This window comes from Bacteroidia bacterium (genome assembly GCA_041391665.1).
Lineage (GTDB): Bacteria > Bacteroidota > Bacteroidia > J057 > J057 > JAGQVA01.
The window spans coordinates 79,476-102,475 of the sequence record JAWKNO010000003.1; the positions used below are offsets into that span (position 1 = coordinate 79,476).

Annotated in this window: 17 protein-coding genes, 1 tRNA gene and 1 pseudogene; 13 read left to right on the forward strand and 6 right to left on the reverse strand. The window is 43.5% G+C overall.

Going from position 1 to position 23,000, the window contains the following annotated elements; translation table 11 throughout:
• Positions 1-27: 27 nt before the first annotated feature.
• From R3D00_23125 to R3D00_23160, 8 genes are all read left to right on the forward strand, one after another.
• Positions 28-101: transfer RNA gene (locus R3D00_23125), tRNA-Cys, on the forward strand.
• Positions 102-205: 104 nt separating this feature from the next.
• A complete protein-coding gene (locus R3D00_23130; GenBank protein ID MEZ4776086.1) occupies positions 206-391 on the forward strand; it encodes a hypothetical protein in 186 nt (61 codons plus the stop codon).
• 137 nt (positions 392-528) lie between these two features.
• Positions 529-1,026 carry an HNH endonuclease gene (locus R3D00_23135; protein ID MEZ4776087.1) on the forward strand — a complete coding sequence of 166 codons (498 nt, stop codon included), beginning with the start codon at positions 529-531 and terminating at the stop codon, positions 1,024-1,026.
• Positions 1,027-1,104: 78 nt separating this feature from the next.
• Positions 1,105-2,514, forward strand: coding sequence for an RtcB family protein (locus R3D00_23140; protein MEZ4776088.1), 1,410 nt, complete (start codon positions 1,105-1,107; stop codon positions 2,512-2,514).
• 183 nt (positions 2,515-2,697) lie between these two features.
• Positions 2,698-3,804, forward strand: a complete 1,107-nt coding sequence (locus R3D00_23145) for an alkaline phosphatase (GenBank protein MEZ4776089.1) — start codon at positions 2,698-2,700, stop codon at positions 3,802-3,804.
• Positions 3,805-3,868: 64 nt separating this feature from the next.
• The gene (locus R3D00_23150; protein ID MEZ4776090.1) at positions 3,869-4,420 is read left to right on the forward strand and encodes an RNA polymerase sigma factor; all 552 of its coding nucleotides are present in this window, start codon (positions 3,869-3,871) and stop codon (positions 4,418-4,420) included.
• A 23-nt stretch (positions 4,421-4,443) separates the two neighbouring features.
• The gene (locus R3D00_23155) at positions 4,444-4,995 is read left to right on the forward strand and encodes a hypothetical protein (protein MEZ4776091.1); all 552 of its coding nucleotides are present in this window, start codon (positions 4,444-4,446) and stop codon (positions 4,993-4,995) included.
• Between the two features lie 119 nt (positions 4,996-5,114).
• On the forward strand, positions 5,115-5,702 hold the full coding sequence (locus R3D00_23160; GenBank protein ID MEZ4776092.1) for a hypothetical protein: 588 nt from the start codon (positions 5,115-5,117) through the stop codon (positions 5,700-5,702).
• Positions 5,703-5,707: 5 nt separating this feature from the next.
• On the opposite strand, the gene R3D00_23165 is transcribed toward R3D00_23160, so the two are convergent.
• From R3D00_23165 to R3D00_23175, 3 genes are all read right to left on the reverse strand, one after another.
• Positions 5,708-8,062: a family 20 glycosylhydrolase gene (locus R3D00_23165; GenBank protein MEZ4776093.1), complete on the reverse strand. Its 2,355-nt coding sequence runs from the start codon at positions 8,060-8,062 to the stop codon at positions 5,708-5,710.
• A 100-nt stretch (positions 8,063-8,162) separates the two neighbouring features.
• Entirely contained in the window at positions 8,163-9,362 is a 1,200-nt protein-coding gene (locus R3D00_23170; GenBank protein ID MEZ4776094.1) for a Na/Pi symporter, read from the reverse strand.
• Between the two features lie 141 nt (positions 9,363-9,503).
• A complete protein-coding gene (locus tag R3D00_23175) occupies positions 9,504-10,127 on the reverse strand; it encodes a rhomboid family intramembrane serine protease (GenBank protein MEZ4776095.1) in 624 nt (207 codons plus the stop codon).
• An 82-nt stretch (positions 10,128-10,209) separates the two neighbouring features.
• Here R3D00_23175 and R3D00_23180 point away from each other — a divergent pair, with 82 nt between their 5' ends.
• Positions 10,210-10,653: a peptidylprolyl isomerase gene (locus tag R3D00_23180; protein MEZ4776096.1), complete on the forward strand. Its 444-nt coding sequence runs from the start codon at positions 10,210-10,212 to the stop codon at positions 10,651-10,653.
• A 9-nt stretch (positions 10,654-10,662) separates the two neighbouring features.
• Here the strand turns inward: R3D00_23180 and R3D00_23185 are convergent, their stop codons facing one another.
• The 3 genes and pseudogenes from R3D00_23185 to R3D00_23195 all read right to left on the reverse strand — a co-directional run bounded on the left by R3D00_23185 (position 10,663) and on the right by R3D00_23195 (position 16,154).
• The gene (locus tag R3D00_23185; GenBank protein MEZ4776097.1) at positions 10,663-13,551 is read right to left on the reverse strand and encodes a PD-(D/E)XK nuclease family protein; all 2,889 of its coding nucleotides are present in this window, start codon (positions 13,549-13,551) and stop codon (positions 10,663-10,665) included.
• A 206-nt stretch (positions 13,552-13,757) separates the two neighbouring features.
• The gene (locus R3D00_23190; protein MEZ4776098.1) at positions 13,758-15,899 is read right to left on the reverse strand and encodes a sialate O-acetylesterase; all 2,142 of its coding nucleotides are present in this window, start codon (positions 15,897-15,899) and stop codon (positions 13,758-13,760) included.
• A 108-nt stretch (positions 15,900-16,007) separates the two neighbouring features.
• A pseudogene (locus R3D00_23195) lies at positions 16,008-16,154 on the reverse strand (cell filamentation protein Fic).
• A 285-nt stretch (positions 16,155-16,439) separates the two neighbouring features.
• Here R3D00_23195 and R3D00_23200 point away from each other — a divergent pair.
• The 4 genes from R3D00_23200 (at position 16,440) to R3D00_23215 (ending at position 22,999) form a co-directional block, all read left to right on the forward strand.
• On the forward strand, positions 16,440-17,162 hold the full coding sequence (locus tag R3D00_23200) for a hypothetical protein (protein MEZ4776099.1): 723 nt from the start codon (positions 16,440-16,442) through the stop codon (positions 17,160-17,162).
• 264 nt (positions 17,163-17,426) lie between these two features.
• Positions 17,427-18,098 (forward strand): hypothetical protein, encoded by a 672-nt coding sequence (locus tag R3D00_23205; GenBank protein ID MEZ4776100.1) that lies wholly within the window; start codon positions 17,427-17,429, stop codon positions 18,096-18,098.
• Positions 18,099-18,304: 206 nt separating this feature from the next.
• Positions 18,305-19,867, forward strand: coding sequence for an AAA family ATPase (locus R3D00_23210; protein ID MEZ4776101.1), 1,563 nt, complete (start codon positions 18,305-18,307; stop codon positions 19,865-19,867).
• Between the two features lie 3 nt (positions 19,868-19,870).
• Positions 19,871-22,999 (forward strand): AAA domain-containing protein, encoded by a 3,129-nt coding sequence (locus tag R3D00_23215; GenBank protein ID MEZ4776102.1) that lies wholly within the window; start codon positions 19,871-19,873, stop codon positions 22,997-22,999.
• Position 23,000 lies beyond the last annotated feature (1 nt).

Here is a 23,000-nt window from a genome sequence, read left to right on the forward strand (position 1 = left end):
TTAAATTGCGTTTAATTCATAGTAACTGTGCAGATGGCAGAGCGGTCTAATGCACCTGATTGCAGATCAGTACTCCGGGGGTTCGAATCCCTCTCTGCACTCTATTTTTTGATCCGGCATCCCTTTAAGGGATTCGATACGTATAATAAGTAACTGATGGGACTACCTGTAAGAATGTTTGAAAACCTATTATCTGTATAGCGTCATGGAAAAGTTGAATAGCAAAGCACTCATGCCGGAGATGGAACAGGAAATCATCGCAACCCTGACCTATAAGGGGAAAATCGCTGCCATCCGGTTATTTATGGAATACACTGATTGCCGCCTGAAAGAGGCTAAAATAGCCGTCGAAAAAATCGGAAGGGAAATTCAGCCCGGACAAGCCAGCTGAGAAACCAGTGGTTCTGTTCCTTTGATATGAATATGATTTGAGTTGTGATTAGTAAATACCTGTGCCGGAGATTTCCGGCACTTTTTTTTTGTCCAAAACCAACAACGATTAAAACATTCACGATTAATATCTCTAATATGACTCAGGTACTGGTATTAAATCAGGACTACCAGGCAATTTCCGTCTGCAATTCCGAAAAGGCCGTCGTCCTGATTCTGTTAAAAAAAGCCGAATTAGTAGCAGATATCGCTGAAAAGCGAATCCGCTCCGTAAATCTGGAGATTCAGTTTCCTTCAGTGATCCGGCTCAACAGTTTTGTCCGCCTCCCATACCGGCAGGTAGCCCTGACACGCGAGAATGTATTTCGCCGGGATGGCTATCAGTGCGTATATTGTGGAAGCCGAAAGCAGTTGACCCTTGATCACGTTATTCCTCGTGCAAGGGGAGGTCATACGACCTGGAAAAACCTCGTAACTGCCTGCGTACGTTGTAATGCCGGCAAAGGAGATCTTTCTCTGGAAAAATCAGGCCTTGCGTTGCCATTTACCCCCTTCAGGCCCAGCTTCATTATGTATCTGAGCCGGTTTTCGGGAAAAGTCAATGAAGACTGGAAACCATTTTTGTATATGGCTTAATCTATTGCTAAAAAGACAATAAACAGATGTATAAATACGCCAGGACTATTTCTCTGCACGATTGAAAAATCATAAAATATGGCCAAGATTAAAAAGAAACACTTGCTGAGGCTGGGATATGAACCGGGAGAGGCGCTGAAAGTTGCCCTGGAAGCGATGGAGCAGGAACATTATCAGAAAAAAGGGCGCGAGTTTAAAATGGAACTTTTGCAGGATGTCCTCCGGGAACCTGAAAAATACCGCAAACATAATCTGCTCGGCGGGATCGTACGGGAGCTTTTGCCCGAAACGCCCGACCCGAATGCGCCGAAATATCCGGAACTTTTGCCACAAACCGTACCTTACAAAATCTACGGAGAAGAAGCTATTGAAGCAGGCGCTTTGTCCCAGATGCGACTGGCTGCGCGCCTGCCTGTATCTAAAATGGGGGCACTTATGCCTGACGCACATCAGGGCTATGGCCTGCCCATTGGCGGCGTGCTCGCTACGCAGAATGCCATCATTCCCTACGCCGTGGGCGTGGATATCGGGTGCAGAATGTGTCTGACTGTCTACAACCTGAAAGGTTCTTACCTTGAAAAACACCACAGCCTGCTGAAACGTGAACTGATTGCAAATACAGTCTTTGGGGCAGGCCATGGGCCAAAAGACCCGATGGATGACCCTGTGTTGGAAAGAAACGAGTTCAACGATATCCCGCTTGTAAAAACGCTGAAAGATAAAGCGTGGAAACAAATCGGTTCTTCCGGTAGTGGAAACCACTTCGTAGAGTTTGGCCTGGTAGAAATCTCCGATCCTGAAAATGAATGGGGAATCAGCCCCGATACCTATCTGGGCATTTTATCGCACTCCGGTTCCCGTGGAATGGGTGCGGGCATTGCCAACCATTATACCAAAGTGGCGATGGACCGGACCCGGCTGCCAAAAGAAGCCCGGCATTTGGCGTGGCTGGATCTCGATTCGGAAGAAGGACAGGAATACTGGCTGGCGATGAACCTTGCGGGCGATTATGCTTCTGCCTGCCATCACCATATTCACCACCGCCTGAGCAAAGCGATTGGAGAAAAGCCTGTATTTATGGTCGAAAACCACCACAACTTTGCCTGGAAAGAAACGCTGGAAGATCATACGGAAGTGATTGTGCATCGAAAAGGTGCCACACCAGCCGGAAAAGGGGTGTTGGGAATTATTCCGGGATCGATGACAGCGCCAGGGTACATTGTGCGTGGGAAAGGAAATATCCGTTCGATCAACTCGGCATCTCACGGTGCGGGAAGGTTGTTTTCCCGGCAAAAAGCATTTAACAGCATCACCCGCCACGCGTTGGACAAAGTTCTCAAAGAGCATAAAGTAACGCTGATCGGAGGAGACCTTGATGAAGCACCGATGGCCTACAAAGACATCCGGCAGGTGATGGCTTTTCAACAAGACCTGGTAGAAATCGTCGGAACATTCCAACCGAAAATCGTGCGTATGGACGGAAAATAAATTTCTATTGAACCAGAAATCGTGTTGATTGAAAAGTCAGTACAGTTCATGACATCTTTTTCAGGGAGTGAATGGATGGATCTTTTTTGTTTTTTACAAAAGAAAATGAATAAGAAACAGCAGAATGGTTTTCCCGGATTTTTTTGGGAAATTGGGCAATTGATTGAAGAACCAGACTGTTTCATGAAAATAACCCGAGTACTGTTTATCCTCGCTTTTCTTTCAGCCTGCCGCCCGGTGGCCGAAACTACAGAGTCTTCTGCCAAATTCCATGGCAAGGCCCGAAATATAATCTTTATGGTCGGCGATGGGATGGGAATTGCCCAGGTTACGGCGGGTATGTATAGCAACTTCAACAAACTCAATATTGAACGGTGTACATATGTAGGGCTTAGCAAAACGCATTCGGCCAGTGATTTGATTACAGATTCTGCTGCGGGCGCTACAGCCTTTGCCTCGGGAAAAAAAACCTATAATGGCGCTGTTGGAGTAGGGCCGGATTCGATCCCGGTTCCTACCATTTTGGAACTGGCTTCAAGGGCAGGTTTGGCTACAGGCATGGTGGTTACGTCCGAAATCACCCACGCGACTCCCGCATGTTTTATTGCGCATCAGCCCAGCAGAAATATGTATGAGGAAATTGCAGCAGACTTTTTGAAGACAGACATAGATTTATTTATTGGCGGCGGTCAAAACTATTTTGAGAAAAGAAGAGACGGTAATAATCTGTTTTATGGGCTGCGGGAAAAGGGTTATATCATTTACAATCAGACCACTCCACTTGATGATTTGCGGATTCCTCCCGGAAAAAAACTCGCCTATTTTACTGCGGCGGATAAACCTTTACCCAAAAGTCAGGGGCGGGATTATCTGCCGGAGGCAACGAAGTTTTCGATAGACTTTCTGCAAAAACGAAGCGAAAAAGGCTTTTTTATGATGGTAGAGGGTTCGCAGATTGACTGGGGTGGCCATGCCAATAATACAGATTATACGGTAGAAGAAATGCTTGACTTCGATGAGGCCATTGGCAAAGTGCTTGATTTTGCCGAAAAAGACCGCCACACGCTGGTGGTTATCACCGCAGACCATGAAACCGGCGGACTGGGAATAAATGCAGGTTCTGCCATGCGGAAAGGAAGACTAAAAACAGGATACACCACAACCGGCCATACAGCCGAAATGGTCCCGGTATTTGCCTTTGGACCTGGTGCAGAAGCATTTAGCGGAATTTATGAGAATACAGAAATATTCTATAAAATGGTGAAATCACTAGGGTTAAATGATTTGTGATTTTTTTTTCACAAATTCCAACCCAGGAATCTGCATGATGTCTTTACGTTGTAAGAAGTACTAGTTGAGCGCAACATACATAAATATTCACGAGGACCTCATTGAGGCCTGTAAGGACGGGGACCGAAAGGCCCAGTTCAAACTGTATAAGTTGTACACCAAAGCCATGTACAATATCTGCACCCGTATCCTCGGAGACAGAGATTTGGCGGAGGATGCATTGCAGGAGGCATTTGTGAGCGCATTCAGCAATATCCACACCTTTGAAGGAAGATCATCTTTCGGGGCATGGCTCAAGCGGATTGTGGTCAATAAATGTCTGAGTATTTTAAACAAGAGAAAGCTCTTTTCGGAACCGCTGGAAGAAAACATTGTGGATGAGGATACAGAGGAAGACAGGTCGGGGGGATTGGTCGATCTGGACAGCCAACAGATTTACCAGGCCATCAAAAACCTGCCGGAAGGTTGCCGGGTGATTTTCACCCTTTACCAACTGGAAGGTTATGACCATCAGGAAATCAGTGAAATCCTGAATGTCTCCGTCTCAACTTCAAAATCTCAGTTTCACAGAGCAAAAAAATTATTACAGGAATCGCTTTCTCCGGCACTCAGGTAGCAGACTAAAATCGGACAAACATCATGTGGAAAAACATAGAAAAATATATAAACGACCACCGCGACGACATTGACAGGGATATTCCCGGGGACAAAGTGTGGGCTCGAATCGAAAAAGATCTCACCCGTAATAATGTAAAGCGGAAAAAAAGAAACCTGTTCGACTCTCCCTTATGGAAAGCGGCTGCAGTAATAATGATGCTTGCCGGTATCGGCTATATCTGGGCAAATCTTCTCGCAGACCCCAACAGGCCCAATGCTTATACTTCTTCCCTCCTCAATGGTATCCAAAGAATGGAAACCGGATTTCCAGAACTTCAGGAGGTGGATGCCCATTACTCACACGAACTTCAGGAGCGGATGGATGTTATCGAAACCTACGACCTCAAACAATACCCATTTACCGCCGAATACATGGATAAATTAAAGCAAATCGATCAACAAATCATTGCCGAAAAATTATCCCTGAAGAAAAATGGCCTGGAGAATATGGTAGTACAAACACTCATAGAAAACTACAACCATAAAATTGCCCTGCTCGACAGTCTCAAGGCGGAGCTGGATAATGCCAGGTAACTGCTTCTGACTTTCTTCCGTGCCGTTTCACTTATCGTTCGTGTTGCAGCAGCATTGAATCCTTACCGGGAATGGCGTAATTTAGCGGTGTAGTTTTACACATGAAAACGAACCTGATTATGTCAAGATATTCCGCGCTGATTACGCTTACAACTCTCGCTCTGTTTCTCCTTACCACAGGTTGCAATCCGGACGATATTTCCGGGGAACCTCAAATTATTTCCCCGCAGGTATCACTCAACTACGACGGAAGAAATCAGGATGCGCCCAATCTCCCTTCGGGAAATTTTGAAGCGGCGATACGTATTCCTTCTTCGGATCTCAGCGATCTTCAGGGAAGAAAGCTGATAGAGATTTATTACTATATCCGGGAAGTGCCCTCCTCTTGTACGATCAAAGTTTATAAAAAATCGGACAGCAATGCGCCTGCTGAGCAGGTTTATTCTACAGCCTCCACCAGTGAGTTAAAGGCCAATTCGTGGAATAAACATATTCTCACCAGCCCTGTAGCTATTACCAATGACGATCTGTGGCTTGCGGTCAAAGTCGGCCATACACAGGACACCCGCAGCATAGGTTGCGACCCCGGCCCAGCCGTTGAAAACGGGGACTGGTTATTTGACGCGTCCGACAATGACTGGCTGCCGCTCAGCGACCGGTCTCAGATCAGTATCAACTGGAATATTCGCGGCGTCGTAGAGCCGTAATTCATTTATTCGACGACAATTTCATCTGCAAACAGCCAACAGCTTTTGCCAGCTCCGGCGTGCCACTTTGGGCAGACGCCCAGTGATCTGGCTGTTACTTTCAGATAACGGGCATTTGCAGATTCTCCTGTAACCCGGGCTGTTTTTTTACCGGAAGGCTCATCCTGTCTGGCGGCATTTGGAAAGGAAAATTCTCCGAATGGTTGAAAATCTGCCCCATTTTCTGAGACTGACACAGTCAATACCGTGGGCTCAAAAATCCAGCTGCCGGAGGCGTTGTAAAAATTGACAATTACCTGACTCACAGATTTTGATTCTCCTAAATCAATGGTCGCATCCAGATCTTTTCCTTCAAACCCCTGCCAGTTGCCATCGCTAAACTGGTCGCTGCCTATGATTCCATTTACCAGTCCGGCATCTCCGCCAGCCGTATATTTATCGCTGTAAGGATTGGCGAGGGTAATATTTCTGGCCGTCGCCAGGTGGATAAAATACGCTTTATTTAAAGGCCTTCCCACCAACTTCCCATCGAGAAAGGTTGCCGCAGCAAATTTGGTGGTTTTCTCAATGAGAATCGGGGATTCATAAAGGGGGGAAGCTTCAGTTGGCGTTTTCCCTTCAAGCGAATAGCGAATTTCATAGTCAGGATCCCCTGCGGAAAGCTCCACGGAAAGGGTATGGTTTTGCATATCGACCACAGGTTTTGCGGTCACATCAAAAAAGTGGGGCGCATAGTTTACACCCATAAGGCCCAGTCTTTTTAAGTGTCCGGCAAGTCGTGAGGAAAAATCATTCCAGCTGCGGGTTTCTTTTGGAGACCAGACGACCTCCGCCATCGCACAAGCGCGTGGATAAACCATAAACTCCAGGTGTTCCGGTGTTTTTATATATTCAGTCCATACATTTGCCTGAGAACCAAGGATATAATTGGCTTCCTCTTCGTTGAGTTCGGTGGGTGTGGGCTCAAATGAATAGACTTTTTCCAAAGTAAGATTCCCGCCAATTGCCGGTGGGTCTATTGCCGGATCGCCCTGATAGTAGTCAAAATAGCAAAAATTGGTGGGCGTCATGATGACATCATGTTTTTGCCGGGCAGCTTCAATCCCGCCTTCCATTCCCCGCCAGGACATGACGGTAGCTTCAGGCGCAAGGCCGCCTTCAAGGATTTCGTCCCAGCCGATAATACGGCGGTTTTTGGTGAGCAGAAATTTTTCTATCCGCTGGATAAAATAGCTTTGAAGTTCGTGTTCGTCTTTCAGGCCTTCGCTGCGCATCAGATTCTGGCAGAAAGCACTGTTTTCCCACCGGGTTTTCGGGCATTCATCTCCACCGATATGGATGTATTGAGAGGGAAACAGTTCGGCGACTTCGGTCAAAACATCTTCGAGGAAAGTGAAGGTTGCCTCCGTCGGACAAAATACATCTTCCATCACACCCCAGCGGGTTGCAACCTCAAAAGGCCCGGTTGTGCACCCGAGTTCGGGATAAGCAGCCAATGCAGCCTGTGCGTGACCGGGAAGTTCTATTTCGGGGATAATGGTCACATATCGTTCCTGGGCATAAGCGATCACTTCTTTGACTTCTTCCTGTGTATAAAAACCTCCATATCTTTTTCCGTCATACTCAAACGGCGGTCTTGCACCATGCCCGATAAGGGTTTCTTTCCTCCAGGCACCTACTTCGGTTAGTTTGGGGTATTTTTTTATTTCAATTCTCCAGCCCTGATCATCGGTCAGGTGCCAGTGAAACGTGTTAAACTTATGCCTGGCCATGAGATCGATATATTTTTTGATCGCCTCAACGGAAAACATGTGGCGGCTCACATCGAGGTTCATGCCCCGGTAAGGATATCGCGGTTCATCCACAATGTCCACTACGGGTACAGCAAGGGTCAGTGCGCCTGAAGGCTTTTCAAATTCCGGAGGAAACAGCTGCCGAAGTGTTTCCAATGCATAAAACACCCCCTGAGGGGTTTGTGCTTGTATTGCGATATTTTCTTTGGTGGCTTTCAGCGTATACCCTTCTGCATGGTTGATTGCAGGGTCAAGACTGATTACAATTGCATTTTTGGTGGGAGAAGGGGAATCGGTCATTTCCACTTCAGGGGCAAAGCCTGTTGCCTGGTTAATCTGATTGGCGAGCAAGTCTCCCATAGCATTGATTTCGGGAGCATTGGCGGGCAATACGATGCGGGTGTTTTTCGCTATGGTAAAATAGCCATTGCCGGGGGTAAAACTCGCAGGACGGGGAATAAGGCTAAAGGTAGCCGGAGCAGATTGTTCATTTCCGGAAGGGTTACAGGCGAAAATGGTAAAGGCGAAAGCCAGGATCAGCAGGAGGTTCAGATGGCGCATTTGCATATAAAGGGGTAGTTAGTTTCCTGGCTGCAAGTTAACTGGAAAAAGGGAAATCCAATAGCAGGGAAACCCGTTGCGCTTTATTCTGCAAACTTACTGGCAATCAAAAATAATTCTGGTTGAGAAAAATGAGGCAGATAGGAATCACAAAAAACACAATCACAATATACACGACGCCAAAAATACGATTGCGAAGCGTAAGCCGTCCCAGCGCTTCCGCCAGATAGATCGGAATTTTCCGGATTATAGGAATCGGAAACAAAATACATACCCCAAACAAATTAAAAAGCAGGTGGGTAAATGCAATCCCTAAAGCAGCTGTTGCCGCGGGGGCTTCCAGAAAAACGGCTGCAATTAAAGCCGTCGTAGTCGTACCTATATTGGCCCCCATAATAAAAGGAAATGCCCGTTCAAGGGTTAATTTTTCAGTTGCAATCAATGGGACCATGAGGGAAGTAGTGACCGAACTCGACTGGACCGCCGTAGTGGTGATAAAACCAGTAAACAATGAAACCAGTGGCTTTTTGAACAAATATTTATTCATATTCTGTTCGATTTTTCCGATCACAAGGTTTCTTAAAATTTTGGTCAGAAACTGAAGAGAAAAAAACAATGCGGCCAGACCTATGATCAGACTGATATAGGGATTTTCTCCTGTCATATGAATAATCCAGCGGGCAGTATCCCGGACAAAAAACAGCGTAGTACCAACCCCTTCGCCCTGCTGTGGCTCCACCAGACTGGCCAGCGAACCAGACAAATTGGAAAGCGCGTGCGTGGTCATTTCCAAAGGAAAAAGAATAAACACCGTAAAAATATTAAAGAAGTCGTGAACACTTGCCCCGGCGACTGCTTTTTCAAACTCAGCCCTGTTTCCGATATGTCCCAATGATACGATGGTGCTGGTCACAGAAGTACCAATATTGGCGCCCATAATCATTGGCACTGCCCCCAGCAACGAGAGCTTGCCTGCGGCTACCAATGAGACGATCAGGGTGGTGGTAGTTGAGGAACTTTGGATTAAAGCTGTAGCGAGAAGGCCTACAAAAAGAGAAATAAAAGGGTTTGCGGAAATAGTAACCAGTTCTTTTGCAAATCCTGCCCCAAATAACTGAAAACTCCCGCTCATCAGATTCAGCGCGACAAGGAAGAAAAAAAGTATCAGTAATAGTTTCCCTGCTTCAAATGCAATACCCGAAGCGTCGTAAGCTTTGTTGATTTCTTTAGAGAACTCAGGTACGCTTCCTGTTGTGAAGGATGGTTTTTCGTATTTAGTATTTCCCCTTACGTTGATCTTTCCCATTCATGTATAATGTTCCTGCAATAAAACCGGCTCAAAATTACCTACCCGGTATTGGGAAATGATTATTACTCTGTTAACCCTATGTTAATTATTTTTAAACTACAGGTTACTATTGGACAGAATCTGCACATTCTTACGTGCTCAGAATACCGTGCTCATCCATTCGTTGAAAGTGCGCACCACTCCGGGTTGAAAGAGTACCGTCAAAACAATTCCTGAAAGTGCTCCCCATATATGCGCATCGTGGTTGATATTACCGCCACCTCTGAAAGATGCGATGAAGCTGATTATGATATACAAAATCGCAAATAACCATCCTGGTATATGCCCCGGTATAAACAGCAACCCAATCCCCATATCCGGTTGGAACAGAATGGCGCTGAAGACAATTGCGCTCACTGCGCCAGAAGCTCCCAGGCTGTTGTATCCTGCAGAATCTTTGTACCGAATCAGAGAAGGGATATCACTGACGGCCAGACTGATCACATAAAATAAAGCAAACTGCCAATGCCCCAGCATTTTTTCCAACATAAATGCAAAAAAGTAAAACGCCATCATATTGAAGGCCAGGTGCATACCATTTGCATGAATCAACCCACTGGTAAATAGTCTCTGATACTCCTTATTCTGAAGAATTCTGACAGGGTTGAAAATAAACTTCGCTTTTAGCACCGGATCATTAAACGCCCGAAAGCTGGTGATCAGGGTAATAGTCAAAATCGTTGCAGCTACCGGTGAAGAAAAGATATATTCAAATTCAGACATACGAGCTAAAGGTTTATATGAGAACCAGCTTAGAGGATAACGGTAAATTTAACTACCTTTGTCGGCAATTAGAATAATGAGCATGAAAAAAGCAGAAATCCATACCGAAAAAGGCATGATGCTCGTAGAATTTTACGATAAAGATGCCCCCAACACCGTCGCCAACTTCATTACCCTCTCCAAAAAGGGGTTTTATGATGGCCTCACCTTCCACCGGGTAATACCCAATTTCGTCATTCAGGGCGGTTGTCCTGAAGGTACAGGCAGAGGCGGACCAGGTTACAAAATCCCTTGCGAACTCGACGGCGGGAACCAATATCACGACCGCGGTGTACTCTCCATGGCTCACGCCGGAAGAAATACAGGTGGCTCTCAGTTTTTTATCTGTCATAGCCGCCAGAATACGGCACACCTCGACCGCAATCATACCGCTTTTGGTAAAGTAGTAGAAGGCGTGGATGTGATTGATGCAATCCGCCAGGGTGATAAAATCACGAAAATCGTTGTTCTGGAAGAAGAGGCTTAATATCCCTGGCTATATTCCCCGGTTACAAATTCCTTTGTAGGGGCAATAGCTGCATTTCTGAACATCTTCAGTTTGTATAAAATCTCTGGTCAGAATATCTTTGACCAGAGATTTTAGCTTTTGCTCAAAAGCTATCCGCTCCGGCTCTGAGACGACCTTTCCGCCGTTGAGCATCTGTATGCCATCGCTCATATGTTTGGCGGTATAATAGCCCACCTGAACCTGTGCTTCCGGATAAATACGATTATACATCCAGGCGTAGAGATAACCTTGAAATATTTCCTTGTATTTATCACTGTCGAAGGTCTCGTCAAGATCTGTCACAGCCTTCATTTCTACTTTCCCGGTTTTATAATCGACAATCCGGACGATATTTTTTTCGGGCAAATAGTCAACCCGGTCAAACATTCCGTTAAACTTGTATTCCTCGCCATCTACCTCAAGTGTTTGAAAAAATGCCTTGTCTTCTTCCAGGCTGATGACTTCAAATGGCTCACTGATCCTGTCCTGAGCCAGTACCCTTTCACAAATTTTCCTGATTACATTTCTCAACAGGTAGTTTTTCCCCTGAAGTTTTTTTCCAGACCCCAACCCCTGCATCACAAAAGCTTCTTCCATACATTCTTCCAGCCTGTCTTCCAGAATTTTGATGGTCTCCGGCGTGATCACCTGATTTTTATACGATCCATACAAAAGCTCCATGGTGGTATGGACAACCTTTCCCAGGGTATTTGCCTCCATCGTCTGTTCGATTTCCTCCGGCTCTCTGATCTCCGCCACATAGCGGAAATAAAACCGAAGCGAACAGCCCAGATAAGAAGTAAGACCTGTGGCAGAAAAATAGGGCCTGGCTGTAGGTTTGTTTTTATCAAACCGGAAACGTTCTTTCAACCGCCCGGAAGTATCGGCTCCGGCAGAAATAGATATCGGTGGCGTTTCGTAGTAAGGCACCGGGGTAGAGATCACTTGTTCCTGAATGCGAAGGTTTTCGTTGTTTCGGAAGAAATGGCGTATCTGCCGGATATAGCGACTCAACTCTTTTGCACCACCTGATTCATTTACCACAGAATTGTAGATCAGATGAACCGTTTTTGCCCGTTGAATCAGGCGGTAAAAGTGATAGGCATAGATGGTGTCTTTTTCTTCGAATGTGGGTAAACCAAATCCCTTACGCAGGCTGAAAGGAATAAAGCTATTACCCGTGGTTGTATCAGGCAGATTTCCTTCATTGGCAGCCAGAATATAGATATTTTCGAAATCAAGCACCCGGGTTTCAAGAAAACCCATCAATTGCACCCCGACAAGGGGTTCACCTTCAAAAGGTATTTTGGCTTTTTGTAATACCTCGCGAAACAGTCCTGAAAAACCTGCAAATGTATAAGACGCCCCATAAGCCAGCATGACCTCCTTAAGCAGGTTAAACTGCGTGTACAGGTGAAATACATATTCTGTATCCAGGGCATCCTTATTTGCCTGGGTATCTTCCAGCAGCAGACCAAAGATCGTTTCGTAAAACGCAATTTGTCCGGAAGCATCTTTGGGAGGCGAAAAAATATGTTTTAAAAGAGCCGGAAGGTCAAATGATGACAAAATATGGAGTGGGACATATACCAGATTTTTTTTACTGATTTCGTCGCGAATATGATTGCTGAGGTGGGGTTCTTTTGCTTTGATAAACGGGTTGTTGAGGATATCCAGCACTTCCTGATAAGCAAACTGATACCCTTCGGGCGTTTCACGCATATTTCTCAGCATCCGCCCCACCATCATCAACAGGTGAAAAATATTGGTTTGCTTCAGTGGAAACCCCATGGTGATATTGAGCGGGGAGATATGGGCAGGAATAGAATAAAGTACAGGAAAAAGAAGATTCTCATCAGCAAGTACGATGGCATTGCGACTCATTTTTTCCTTCGGAATATTTGCCTCATTCAGCAAATTACCGAGATAACGGGCCTGCCCGACCTGAAGCGGCACACCTGAGACAAAAATATCTTTGGGCGTGCTTTGCATATCACTGACGATAATGCGGCTTTCCTTGTCCAGCCATTTGCCGTGATAATCTCTGATAAACTTGCCCGGCGCATCTCCCGCCAGAAATTTATGATATTTTGTTTTTGTCAGTGTCTCTTCTTTGGGAAAATAAGCCAGATCGACATCCCAGTACACGATGGCCTTTTCTGCATCGAGTAAACCTTTAAAGATTTTTTCCTCAGCGGTGGACAATGCGTTAAAACCCACAAAAACTATTTTGGACCAGGGAAACGAAAGTTCGCCTTTGGCGAGGCGGGATGAAATCTCGCGGTAAGCCATGCCATCATAGGCCAGGCCTTTGGCAAACAACGTCTGGCGATAGCGGGAATACACCTCATACAGTACCTGCCAGATCATGAGAAATTTTTCCTGAATCTCCGTTACCCCTCCTTCCTGCCCCCGAACCGTAAACCAAAACTGGCGGATAGAAGCCATATTTTCTTCCGGCAGGTGAAAAAATGCGTCGATTTCTTTAAGGTCCCGGATATTGGTAAACAGCTTTTCAGCGTCCACTTCGTATTTATCCAGTTCATCGAAGTCCTTTACGAGCATTTCCCCCCACGAATAAAAAACCTCAAACGGTTCACTCCAGGCAGGATGATGTTTTTTCATCACTTGCGAGTAAACCTGATAGAGTTCATATACAAGCGGAAGAATATCGGGAAACTGCCAGCCTGACAATTCGCGGATGATATCCTGAATGGAAACCATACGAGGCGCCCAGAGCGTTTTTTGATAGGTTTTGGCCAGCGTCTCACGCAAAAAAACTACGGCCCTCCGTGTCGGTACAACGATGCAGATATCCGAAATGGCGTCGCCATATTCGTCTTTAAGTTGTTGTACCATTATCTCAAGAAAGGTCATAGTGTTTATTTTTGGACCAGATACAGAAAATACCCTGACAAATATATTTATATTGGAGGGATATGAAAATTCTCATCTGCCCGATAAGTGCAAAAGCTTGCTGAGTGCCAAACATGGAGCTACGGTACTGAAACACGCTGCATCAACGATGAACAAGGCGGCGTAGAAACTTCCCGTGAGCGGAAGGGAAATTGGAAGACAGGAAATTATTCCACCACCATTTCATCTGCCAGAATCCAGGCTTTTTCTCCGCTGCGTGAATGCCAGGCTGGTAATTGGCCTGCGTTTTTTGCGTCAATCTTTATGTATCGGGCTGTGGCATTGGCAAAGGTTTTTACGCAGGGTTTGATTTCGTTTTTTTCTGCATGCTTCGGAACCGGAAAATTAAACGTCGCCACCTGGTCAAACTTTTTCCCGTTGCCGGACAAAGAATACACCACGGAAGAGGGGAGAAATATCCCCTGATTTTGGTTTTGGAGAAAGCGCGTGGTAATCGAGGTTATATCCTTTTTTTCACCCAGATCGATGACTACTGACAGATCATCGCCTTCCCATCCCTGCCAAAGGCCATCGTTGAAGTTCGCCGAACCGTACATTCCGTCAATCAGCGCAAACGCTCCTCCCGCAGCATACTGGGTACTGAATGGCTGTTCGTAGGTTACCGTTCCCGTCATACCCAGATGTTTGTGGAAAGTATTTTCGCCGACAAGATCAGATCCCCATTCACCGGCAAAAGCCCTGACTTTGACGGTTGTTCCATCCGGGACCAAAATCGGGTCATTCCATAAATTCGACTGGCTGGTAGGAACGGTACCGTCGAGGGTATAAAACAGTTGATAGTTTTGTGAATTGGCATAAGACACGTCGACCTGAAACTGATCTTTGGTACGGTCATACACGCCCTGAACTGCGGGACAGGTAAAAAACAGCGGCCAGGCATCGGTGCGAAATGACGATGCGGGCAGCCCCGCCTGATTGTAGAGATTGGGCATATCAGCATTACCAAAAGCAAACCGAACTGCGACGGGCTCAGGAACCTTCTCAGAAGATACCAGAATCGTTTCCCCGTCAATCACTGCCTTCGCCGGATAAAACACCCGGTCTTTACCCGCAATCTGGAAAAAAGTCAGCGGTCCGCCTTTTGCCACAAGTCCCCCTTCTGCAAATAGAAAAGAAAGCCGGATTGCCCCATTTTCAACTGACATCTGTTCGTACAGCGGACCCGAATAAACCACATCTTTGCGGCCGTAGCTTTTCGCCAAAGCCCATCTGACAAGCCGGTCAGCCACGTCGTGTTTGTTGGTCGGGTGAATATCATCCGGGTTGCCGATGTCCATTGTCACCGCCATCCCTGTCTCAGGGAGTTGGAGGGCAAACATCTGCGCTTCGCGCACACCGGCACCCTGAAGCGGAAATTCATATTTATAGGGAGCGATCTGCACAAAATAAAAAGGCAGAAAACTGGCCCAGTCGTGCCGCCAGTTGTAGATCAGGGCCGGGAACAGGTTGCCATACAGATAAGGATCGTATCGATTGCTTTCCCCCTGATACCAGAGAAAACCTTTGATACCAAAAGGAATCAGCGGCGCGATCATGGCATTGTAGAGCGTCGTAGGGTTTTTGGCGTGGACGGGATCAGGGAGGCGGGGATTGTTGCGGTATTGACGGGCTTCGTCGTCGTATTTTTTGAGCATATCCTGAAAGGAGCGATGCGCTTCGAGGGCGGGGCGGCTGGTCCAGGCTTCGGAGGGCGTGCCACCCCAGGTGGACTGAATCACTGCCACAGGGACATTGAGTTCCTTTTGCAGCTGTTTGGCAAAGAAAAAGCCCACAGCGCTGAAATCCTTTACACTTTCGGGGGAGCAGACCATCCATTCCCCTTTGCAGTCAAAGCGAGGGGTGGAGGAGACATCGCGTTCGACCTTAAAGAGGCGAATTTCGGGAAAATTGGCAGCGGCAATTTCCTTAGCGCCCAAATCAGCTTTGGCGAGGGTCCATTCCATATTGGACTGGCCGGAAGCGAGCCACACCTCACCGATGAGGATATCGTCGATGACAATCAGATTGGAGGCTTCGATGCGAATCGAATACGGCCCGCCGGCGGCGGGTGTAGCGAGGTCTATGCGCCATTTGCCTTTGGAGTCAGCGTAGGTAGAGAGCGCCATTTCGTCCCAGGAAGCGGAGATGGTAACTTTTTCGCCGGCATCTGCCCTCCCCCAAAGCGGGGCGGAGGTTTGTTGTTGCATCACCATGTGATCGCCGAAGATGGCGGGGAGGACAACTTTGGCCGGAGAAGAGAAAGTAGCCAGACATACGAACGCGAGAAGTAAGAGGGCTTTGGGTTTCATGTAGTCGTCAGTTTTTGATAATGGCAAAGATAGGTAAAATTAGCACTTGCGGGCGGTTTGCCCTAGACGCATGGGAATCCCCCACAATACTCAGGAAAAACTCATTGCGGAGAAGATGACGTCGAGGTTGTAGTGTTGAGTGGATTGGGTTTGGGTTTTTCCTTTAATTGCCCCATGCTGTGTGGTATGTCGGAAATTCCGACTTACCACTTCTTCATCCAATTCGCCTTCCTTAAAAATATTGCGGATATGTTCTTAGGAGATGATATAAAATACAAATGATACGATTTTTACACAAAAACCCATAGAGCTGTCCAGCTTCAGAATCGGGAACACTCGCCTGCAAACCGGGCAGAAATATGGTACTTGCCTAAAAAACATTTTCTACTTTGAATGAAAATTTGGTAGATTTAAACACATCGGTTTTGGGCGAAAGGGGAGTTTGGTGCGCTGAAACCGGTGGAGGAAATAGATCTATAAGATTTGCAGAGGGTATGTGCGATTGGAGATATATTTGGATATTAACTACAACTAGAAAAAATGAAAATCACCAAATATCTGATAATTCTGATTTTAACCATCGGGTGCAAAAACCTCAATGAGAATGATGAAAAAGCCAGTAAGGAAACCCAAAACATAAAGGGAAACAGGGGTGCAGAAGCTGATAGCCTTTTTATGGAAATGATAAATAATAAAATCATTACAAAACCTGAAGAGAAGAAATATATTTCGGATATCGAAAAGCTAAAATCAGTAAAATTAATCAACTGCGATTCGATGAGCATTCATTACAAGGATTTAATTGACGGAAAAGAAATTGAGCTTAAATTATCCCTCAAGAAATTTGAAAAGAAGAATCATAATATCAAGTACAGAATCCACGAAGAGAGTAAATATCAAGATTGTGAATTAATTGACGGAAAAGAACCCTGGGGAGGATATTATGGTTGTCCTGAGACAGAAATCGAAAATTTAGAGATTTTTGTAAATGGAAATCCGATCGAAATGGAAGAAGAACTCAGGGATGTTTTTGATTTCCAAATGTGTGATAATGGCCATTGGAAACATTTTAATCCAAACCCACTATTGAAGTACGACAAAGAAAATGGAGTATTTTATCTTTATACAAACGGCGGACAAGCAGCAGATAATTATTTTGGAAAGTTCGTTTTCGATGAAAACAAATTCATAACAAGATATTTGTTGGACTATGTCCCATTGAGTAAAACAGGTTCATTCAGACAAAGTTTCAAAGGATTCTAAAAAGAAAAGCTTTTGTATACTGAGTTTACCCCGTTGATTGGACAAGATATTTTCGCAAGTCATTTTCAATAGAGTATGCAATAAATGAAAAAGTCCTTACCGATATTGGCTGGCAATAAGCGATCCGAATAATTGAGCATGAAACGATCCATCGAGACAATATTACATGGATACAAAAAATTGAATAGCATTTTCGTGATTCTTCTTTGCCTCGTGCCTGGGTGTTCCCGGATTCCTGATTATAACTGGGAAAATTATCCTCCTGTGGATATCTCCAATTATCCCTTGTCCCCAAATGGAATTTGTCTGAATTATGACCTGGATTCTCTGGCTGCCGGCCTGGTTCCGGATTTACCTGGGGATGTTTTTTTAGTTGATTTGTATAACAGAACGCCCCTGTTTTACTGGAGTCTGTTATCGGGAAAGTTGGATGTGGAAAAAATTGATTCGGCTGAATATGTGTTTTGGGTATCTGCGTATTTTCCTGAAGCGGAAGGCCGTAACACAAAGAGTTTCTTACGTGTAGCGAAATTTATTCTAAAAATCCATGATACCCATTATGAGTTTGGTTTGGACCGGACATTTACACCGGAAATAGCGCCCAAATTAAGTGTTCTGGACAGTCTTTTGGCGATATCTCCGGACAGCGCATGTTATACTTATGATGGGAAATCTGTAGCCGACTGTTTTGGATTTATTGAGAATATGGAATATTATCTTTATGGGGCAATCGTAAACGGGCACACAGAATATTTGACCTATTTTCAGAAATTCCGTAAAAAGTACCCCATAGTAAACATAGGCGAATGGTCGGAATCCCTGGCAGGAAATGAACGAATACTCATGAGCATCGGCGTGCTCGAGTACGATGACAGGTGGTGGGAGATACTAAAGTTTGAATTTGATGAAATAGTACAGCGTGAATCATGCTATTGAGCAGGTTGTCAGATCCATCTGGAATCCGTTATATTGTCTTCCGTCTTCCACCCTACAGCCCGGTTTTCCCCTTGACAATTTTTTGCAAACATAAGGGAGAAAGCGGATATTGGAGTTTGGGAATGGGAATGGGGGGATAGGAGGCGTTGGGGTTGTTGGGGTGTATGCCATCCTAAATAATATTTTAGTCTTAAATTTTTAACAGAATGGAAAAAGACCTTTTAAACCTCGTAAAAGCCAATACTAAAATCGTTCAGATTATCAGCTTTGAATCTCTAAGGATACACGCAATGTTAGTGAGTGTATCTAAAGAAACTGAAAAGAACTTGTATATCTGGAATCGAGTTGAAGGGATAAAAAAATGGGACATAAAAAAACGCAGTTTCACAGATGAAGATGAGGAAGTTCAAACTCCTGATATGGCTCTAAAATTTTTTAATGAGAAGGAAAATATCATTCTTCTATTAGAAGATTTTCATCCTGACCTGACAGATGATAAACCAAGAATCATAAAAACGTTGAGAAACATTGCTTTGAGAAATGACAAAAGCAAAACTTTGGTTTTATCACAACCATTTCACCAACTGCCAAGAGAATTGGAAAAAGAAGTTCATATTATTGACTTGCCTTATCCAGATTTTAATGACATCAAAGCCATTTATAACAAAGTTTGCAAAGAACATCAAATTTCAGCTTCGACTGAACCTGACACCGATTTGATTGAGGCTGCCCTGGGCTTGACCATAATGGAAGCTGAAAAGGCATTTTCATTAGCATATATTGAAAATGAAAGTTTATCAAGCAATGAAGTTCCTTTGGTGATAAGAGAAAAAGAAAATGTAATTAAGAAAAGCGGCTACCTTGAATACTATCATCCTAAAGAAACGATGACGGATGTAGGTGGTCTGACCAACTTAAAAGAATGGTTGATTAAAAGAGGAAGAGGGTTTGACAAAGGAGCAAAAGAGTTTGGACTCACCTACCCTAGAGGGATTCTCTTATTAGGTATTCCAGGCACAGGAAAAAGCCTAACCGCTAAGGCGATTGGGAATGAGTGGCACTTCCCACTATTGCGACTTGATATGGGAAAAATTTTTGGTGGCATTGTAGGCGAATCAGAAAAGAACATTCGAGAAGCATTAAACATAGCTGAAGCTATTGCCCCGTCTATTCTTTGGATTGATGAGATTGAGAAAGGTATGTCAGGAATTTCTTCTTCTGGTGGCTCAGATGGAGGAACAACAGCCCGTGTTTTGGGAACATTTCTGACTTGGATGCAAGAAAAGTCTAAACCGGTTTTTGTGGTTGCAACAGCCAACGATATTTCACAACTTCCACCTGAATTACTCAGAAAAGGGCGTGTAGATGAAATTTTTTTTGTGGACTTACCTTCTCAAAAAGAACGAGAAGAAATTATTAAAATCCATTTGAAAAAGAAAAACCGTAAGCCAAAAAATTTTGATACAAAAAAATTAGCTGAAGAGAGCAAAGGCTTTTCTGGTGCAGAGTTAGAAGAAGTCATCAAAGAAGCGTTGTTTCAAGCCTATGATGAAGAAAAGGAAATTACGGATGAGCATATTTCTGCTGCAATTGCAAAAACTTTTCCTCTATCAAGAACAATGCACGAAACCATTGACAAAATGAGGCTTTGGGCAAAGAGCAGAGCTGTTTCGGCTTCCGTAGAAGAACCTGACAAATTGGATGCGGAGAAAGACAAGGAATTACCCAAACTCAAACAAGAATCTTATAGCAATCCTTTTATCAATTAGTATATGTTATCATATTATTTCAATTTACCTAAAGACAGAGAGAGAGATTTTGATGGAAATCTTCGTGCTTCTTATGCCATTAAGAAAACGGCAAAGGCAGCATTTGAACCTTTTGAAGACTATTTGGAAAATGCAATAACCTCCTTAAAGAAGAAAGAAAACATAAAAGCCAGTTGGAGAAAAGTAGAAACCGATAATGTTGCTGAATTAAGAATCATAGGAGGGTTATTTGAAATGCCAAAAGAAACCATCACAAAATTTGAAGACGGTGCAATAGATACAGCACAGGTAGGTGATATGATAATGGGAAGTGCTAATACACATAAAATAATTTCAATAAATGATATCGAAGTTGTTTTCGATGTGCTTCCTGAAACGGATGAAATGTTGTTCTGGAACAAAAAGCCATTGAATTTCTCCATCATTCATTCCAAAAGACCTGACGGAACAATAATTAGAGATGAGCCCCACCGTTACATTGTTTACTCTGAAAAAATAGTTAGTAAGGCAACTCGAATTCAAGACAATAAATTGAGTTCATTTATTGATTTTGACAATCTCTTTTTTGAAAATGGCAATAAACTATCAGCCACTCGGAATGAGTTATTAATCATTACTCTTTCTGATAGCAATGATTATGGGAAAAGGGTTATTTCAAATCAGATTAAGTTTTCGATAGAAAGTACAAGAAAAAACAGTAAAGATGCTTTTTGGATTCAATTGTTGGAGCTAGATGAAAATGGAGCCGAAGACATTCCTGGGTTTTCTCCTCTTCGCTACTTCTTTGATGACGATATTACGATAACTGATGATAAAAAAAACGATTATCTAGTTGCAGCAGGAATAGAAACAGAAAACAAAATCGTTTTAAAACGAAAAGCAGAATCTAAAAAAGGTGGTTTCTTTTGGGAGTTTTGCTTCCCTCCTGAAAACTCTACTTTAACAGTTAGAGTAAATTCCTATTCTTTACGTAAACAAAAGGAATCAATATCTGCCCTTTTGCAAATGCCAGTGGGCGAACAATCTAAACTCATTAAACTCTTTGAAGATCGGGATAGAGCAACATGGCAAGAACCTGATAGGGAAAGAATTAATGAGTGGTTTGTTATTACCGATGAAACCCGAAGCGGTTGCAATGAACAACGAAAGTTCATCAACCAGGCGACCAATACACCAGATTTTGCCATTTTAGAAGGTCCTCCAGGTTCTGGGAAAACTACTGTTATTTTAGAATTGATTTGCCAATTGGCGAAACAAGGGAAACGTGTGTTGCTATGTGGCTCAACACACGTTGCTATTGACAATGTTTTAGAACGATTGAAAGAACATCGTAATGGAACAACCTTGCTTGATACGTTTCATATTTTACCGGTTCGTATAGGTGATGAGAAAAGGATTAATGAAGACATTAGAGAGTTTCAAATCAATAATTTGATTGAGGATAATGGTATTGACGAAACTCTACTCTTAGAAGCATCAAACCTTGTGTGTGGAACAACCATAGGTATTTTGCAACATCCAAAATTTAAGGAACGAAATAAAAATTGGCGAGACACACCAATCAATCCTGAATTTGATTACCTCATCATTGATGAAAGCAGTAAAACAACATTTCAAGAATTTCTTGTTCCAGCCTTGTATGCAAAAAAATGGGTGTTAGTTGGCGATGTAATGCAACTTTCACCATTCACAGAAAGGCAAGAAATTGTCTGCAACATAGAACAAATAGCTATTGAAGGAAAACCGTTGCCTTACGAATTACAACAAGCAGTTTTTTTTCTTCATAAATTGAAAGATTGCCTTAATAGCAAGAATAATAAATTTGTTTTACCTGCTTCATCTAATACAATTCAGTTCATACTTCAGGAATTAGAAAAAGGACGAATTTCCGATTTCAACAATAAAGCCATTTTCATTATTTCTAATGGAAACTATAAAACCTCTCAGCTTGTATTTCGCAAACCCAATGAGCTAAATACTTTAGAATTAAGTGCTGCTGATTTAATTATTGTTGAAGAGAATCAATTGGAAAAATCATTGGATTCATTTCCCGAAAGCCACGCAGTACTAAGAAGCAATAAATGGTCAGAATCTGCCCACGCATTTATTCATAATGCATACCAGAAACAGCATCAATTTCAATACAAAGAAAAAGGAAGAGAAATAACCGAAAGCATTGAGATTGTTAAACAACTCAACGGTTATTTCTACGAAAAAAACTGGGCAGAGGAAGTTGCCTGGCGTGTAGATAGAGAACATCAGTTGAGAATGGTTCGAAAAAGCAGGATAAAAGGAAATTATGGGAAAGTAATTGAAGAATTGATGCCGAAATCCATTGACAAGGAAAGGGTTGAGGCACAAATCAATCAAATAGCGTCAATGGCTTTCCCTTCTATTCTTGAATCGTTGGTAAAAGGCATTTCGGGAAGGAAATTGAAGATTGAAAGCACAATGTCGGAAGGTTTTAAAAGTGGAGACTTACAAAATAGAAAAACTACGCTAGTATATCAACATCGAATGCACCCAGAAATTTCAAAATTTCCAAGAGAACGTTTTTATCAATCAGAAAATGCCCTGCTGGATTTAGAATACCCAAAGCATATTAAGGTATTAAGAGACTGGAATTATTCAAAATACGACTCCAGAAGTGTTTGGATTGATGTTCAGGGTAAAACCAATAAAAACTATAATCTTAAAGAGGTTGAAGTTTTAATTCAACATTTAAAATCCTTTTTAGAGTATGCTGAAAAAAATCCACAGCCTGAAGGCAAGGAATGGACAGTTGCTTGTTTGTCATTCTACAGAGGGCAAGAGACACATATCAGGGAAAAATTGCAACAGATTACTGGAAACGAAAAGAGTTTTTCAAATTTCAATATTAGTAAGAGTAAGAACAAAATCAACATCAAGCTACACACAGTTGATAAGTTTCAAGGACACGAAGCAGATTTAGTTTTTGTTTCAATGGTTCAAACAACTCGTGATGGATTTATGGATAATCCGAATCGCCTGAATGTAGCCATCACGAGAGCAAAATTTCAGTTGGTGATAATTGGGGATTACGAATATTTCTTAAAAAGATCTAAATCAGAAGACTTAAGAGAATTGGCGAAACATATATACAAGCAGTAAA

What these genes read in the sequence shown, in the direction of transcription:
- R3D00_23130 (MEZ4776086.1), top strand. Translation starts at nt 206, where the DNA reads ATGGAAAAGTTGAATAGCAAAGCACTCATGCCGGAGATGGAACAGGAA.
- R3D00_23135 (MEZ4776087.1), top strand. Translation starts at nt 529, where the DNA reads ATGACTCAGGTACTGGTATTAAATCAGGACTACCAGGCAATTTCCGTC.
- R3D00_23140 (MEZ4776088.1), top strand. Translation starts at nt 1,105, where the DNA reads ATGGCCAAGATTAAAAAGAAACACTTGCTGAGGCTGGGATATGAACCG.
- R3D00_23145 (MEZ4776089.1), top strand. Translation starts at nt 2,698, where the DNA reads ATGAAAATAACCCGAGTACTGTTTATCCTCGCTTTTCTTTCAGCCTGC.
- R3D00_23155 (MEZ4776091.1), top strand. Translation starts at nt 4,444, where the DNA reads ATGTGGAAAAACATAGAAAAATATATAAACGACCACCGCGACGACATT.
- R3D00_23160 (MEZ4776092.1), top strand. Translation starts at nt 5,115, where the DNA reads ATGTCAAGATATTCCGCGCTGATTACGCTTACAACTCTCGCTCTGTTT.
- R3D00_23165 (MEZ4776093.1), bottom strand. Translation starts at nt 8,062, where the DNA reads ATGCAAATGCGCCATCTGAACCTCCTGCTGATCCTGGCTTTCGCCTTT.
- R3D00_23170 (MEZ4776094.1), bottom strand. Translation starts at nt 9,362, where the DNA reads ATGGGAAAGATCAACGTAAGGGGAAATACTAAATACGAAAAACCATCC.
- R3D00_23175 (MEZ4776095.1), bottom strand. Translation starts at nt 10,127, where the DNA reads ATGTCTGAATTTGAATATATCTTTTCTTCACCGGTAGCTGCAACGATT.
- R3D00_23180 (MEZ4776096.1), top strand. Translation starts at nt 10,210, where the DNA reads ATGAAAAAAGCAGAAATCCATACCGAAAAAGGCATGATGCTCGTAGAA.
- R3D00_23185 (MEZ4776097.1), bottom strand. Translation starts at nt 13,551, where the DNA reads ATGACCTTTCTTGAGATAATGGTACAACAACTTAAAGACGAATATGGC.
- R3D00_23190 (MEZ4776098.1), bottom strand. Translation starts at nt 15,899, where the DNA reads ATGAAACCCAAAGCCCTCTTACTTCTCGCGTTCGTATGTCTGGCTACT.
- R3D00_23200 (MEZ4776099.1), top strand. Translation starts at nt 16,440, where the DNA reads ATGAAAATCACCAAATATCTGATAATTCTGATTTTAACCATCGGGTGC.
- R3D00_23210 (MEZ4776101.1), top strand. Translation starts at nt 18,305, where the DNA reads ATGGAAAAAGACCTTTTAAACCTCGTAAAAGCCAATACTAAAATCGTT.
- R3D00_23215 (MEZ4776102.1), top strand. Translation starts at nt 19,871, where the DNA reads ATGTTATCATATTATTTCAATTTACCTAAAGACAGAGAGAGAGATTTT.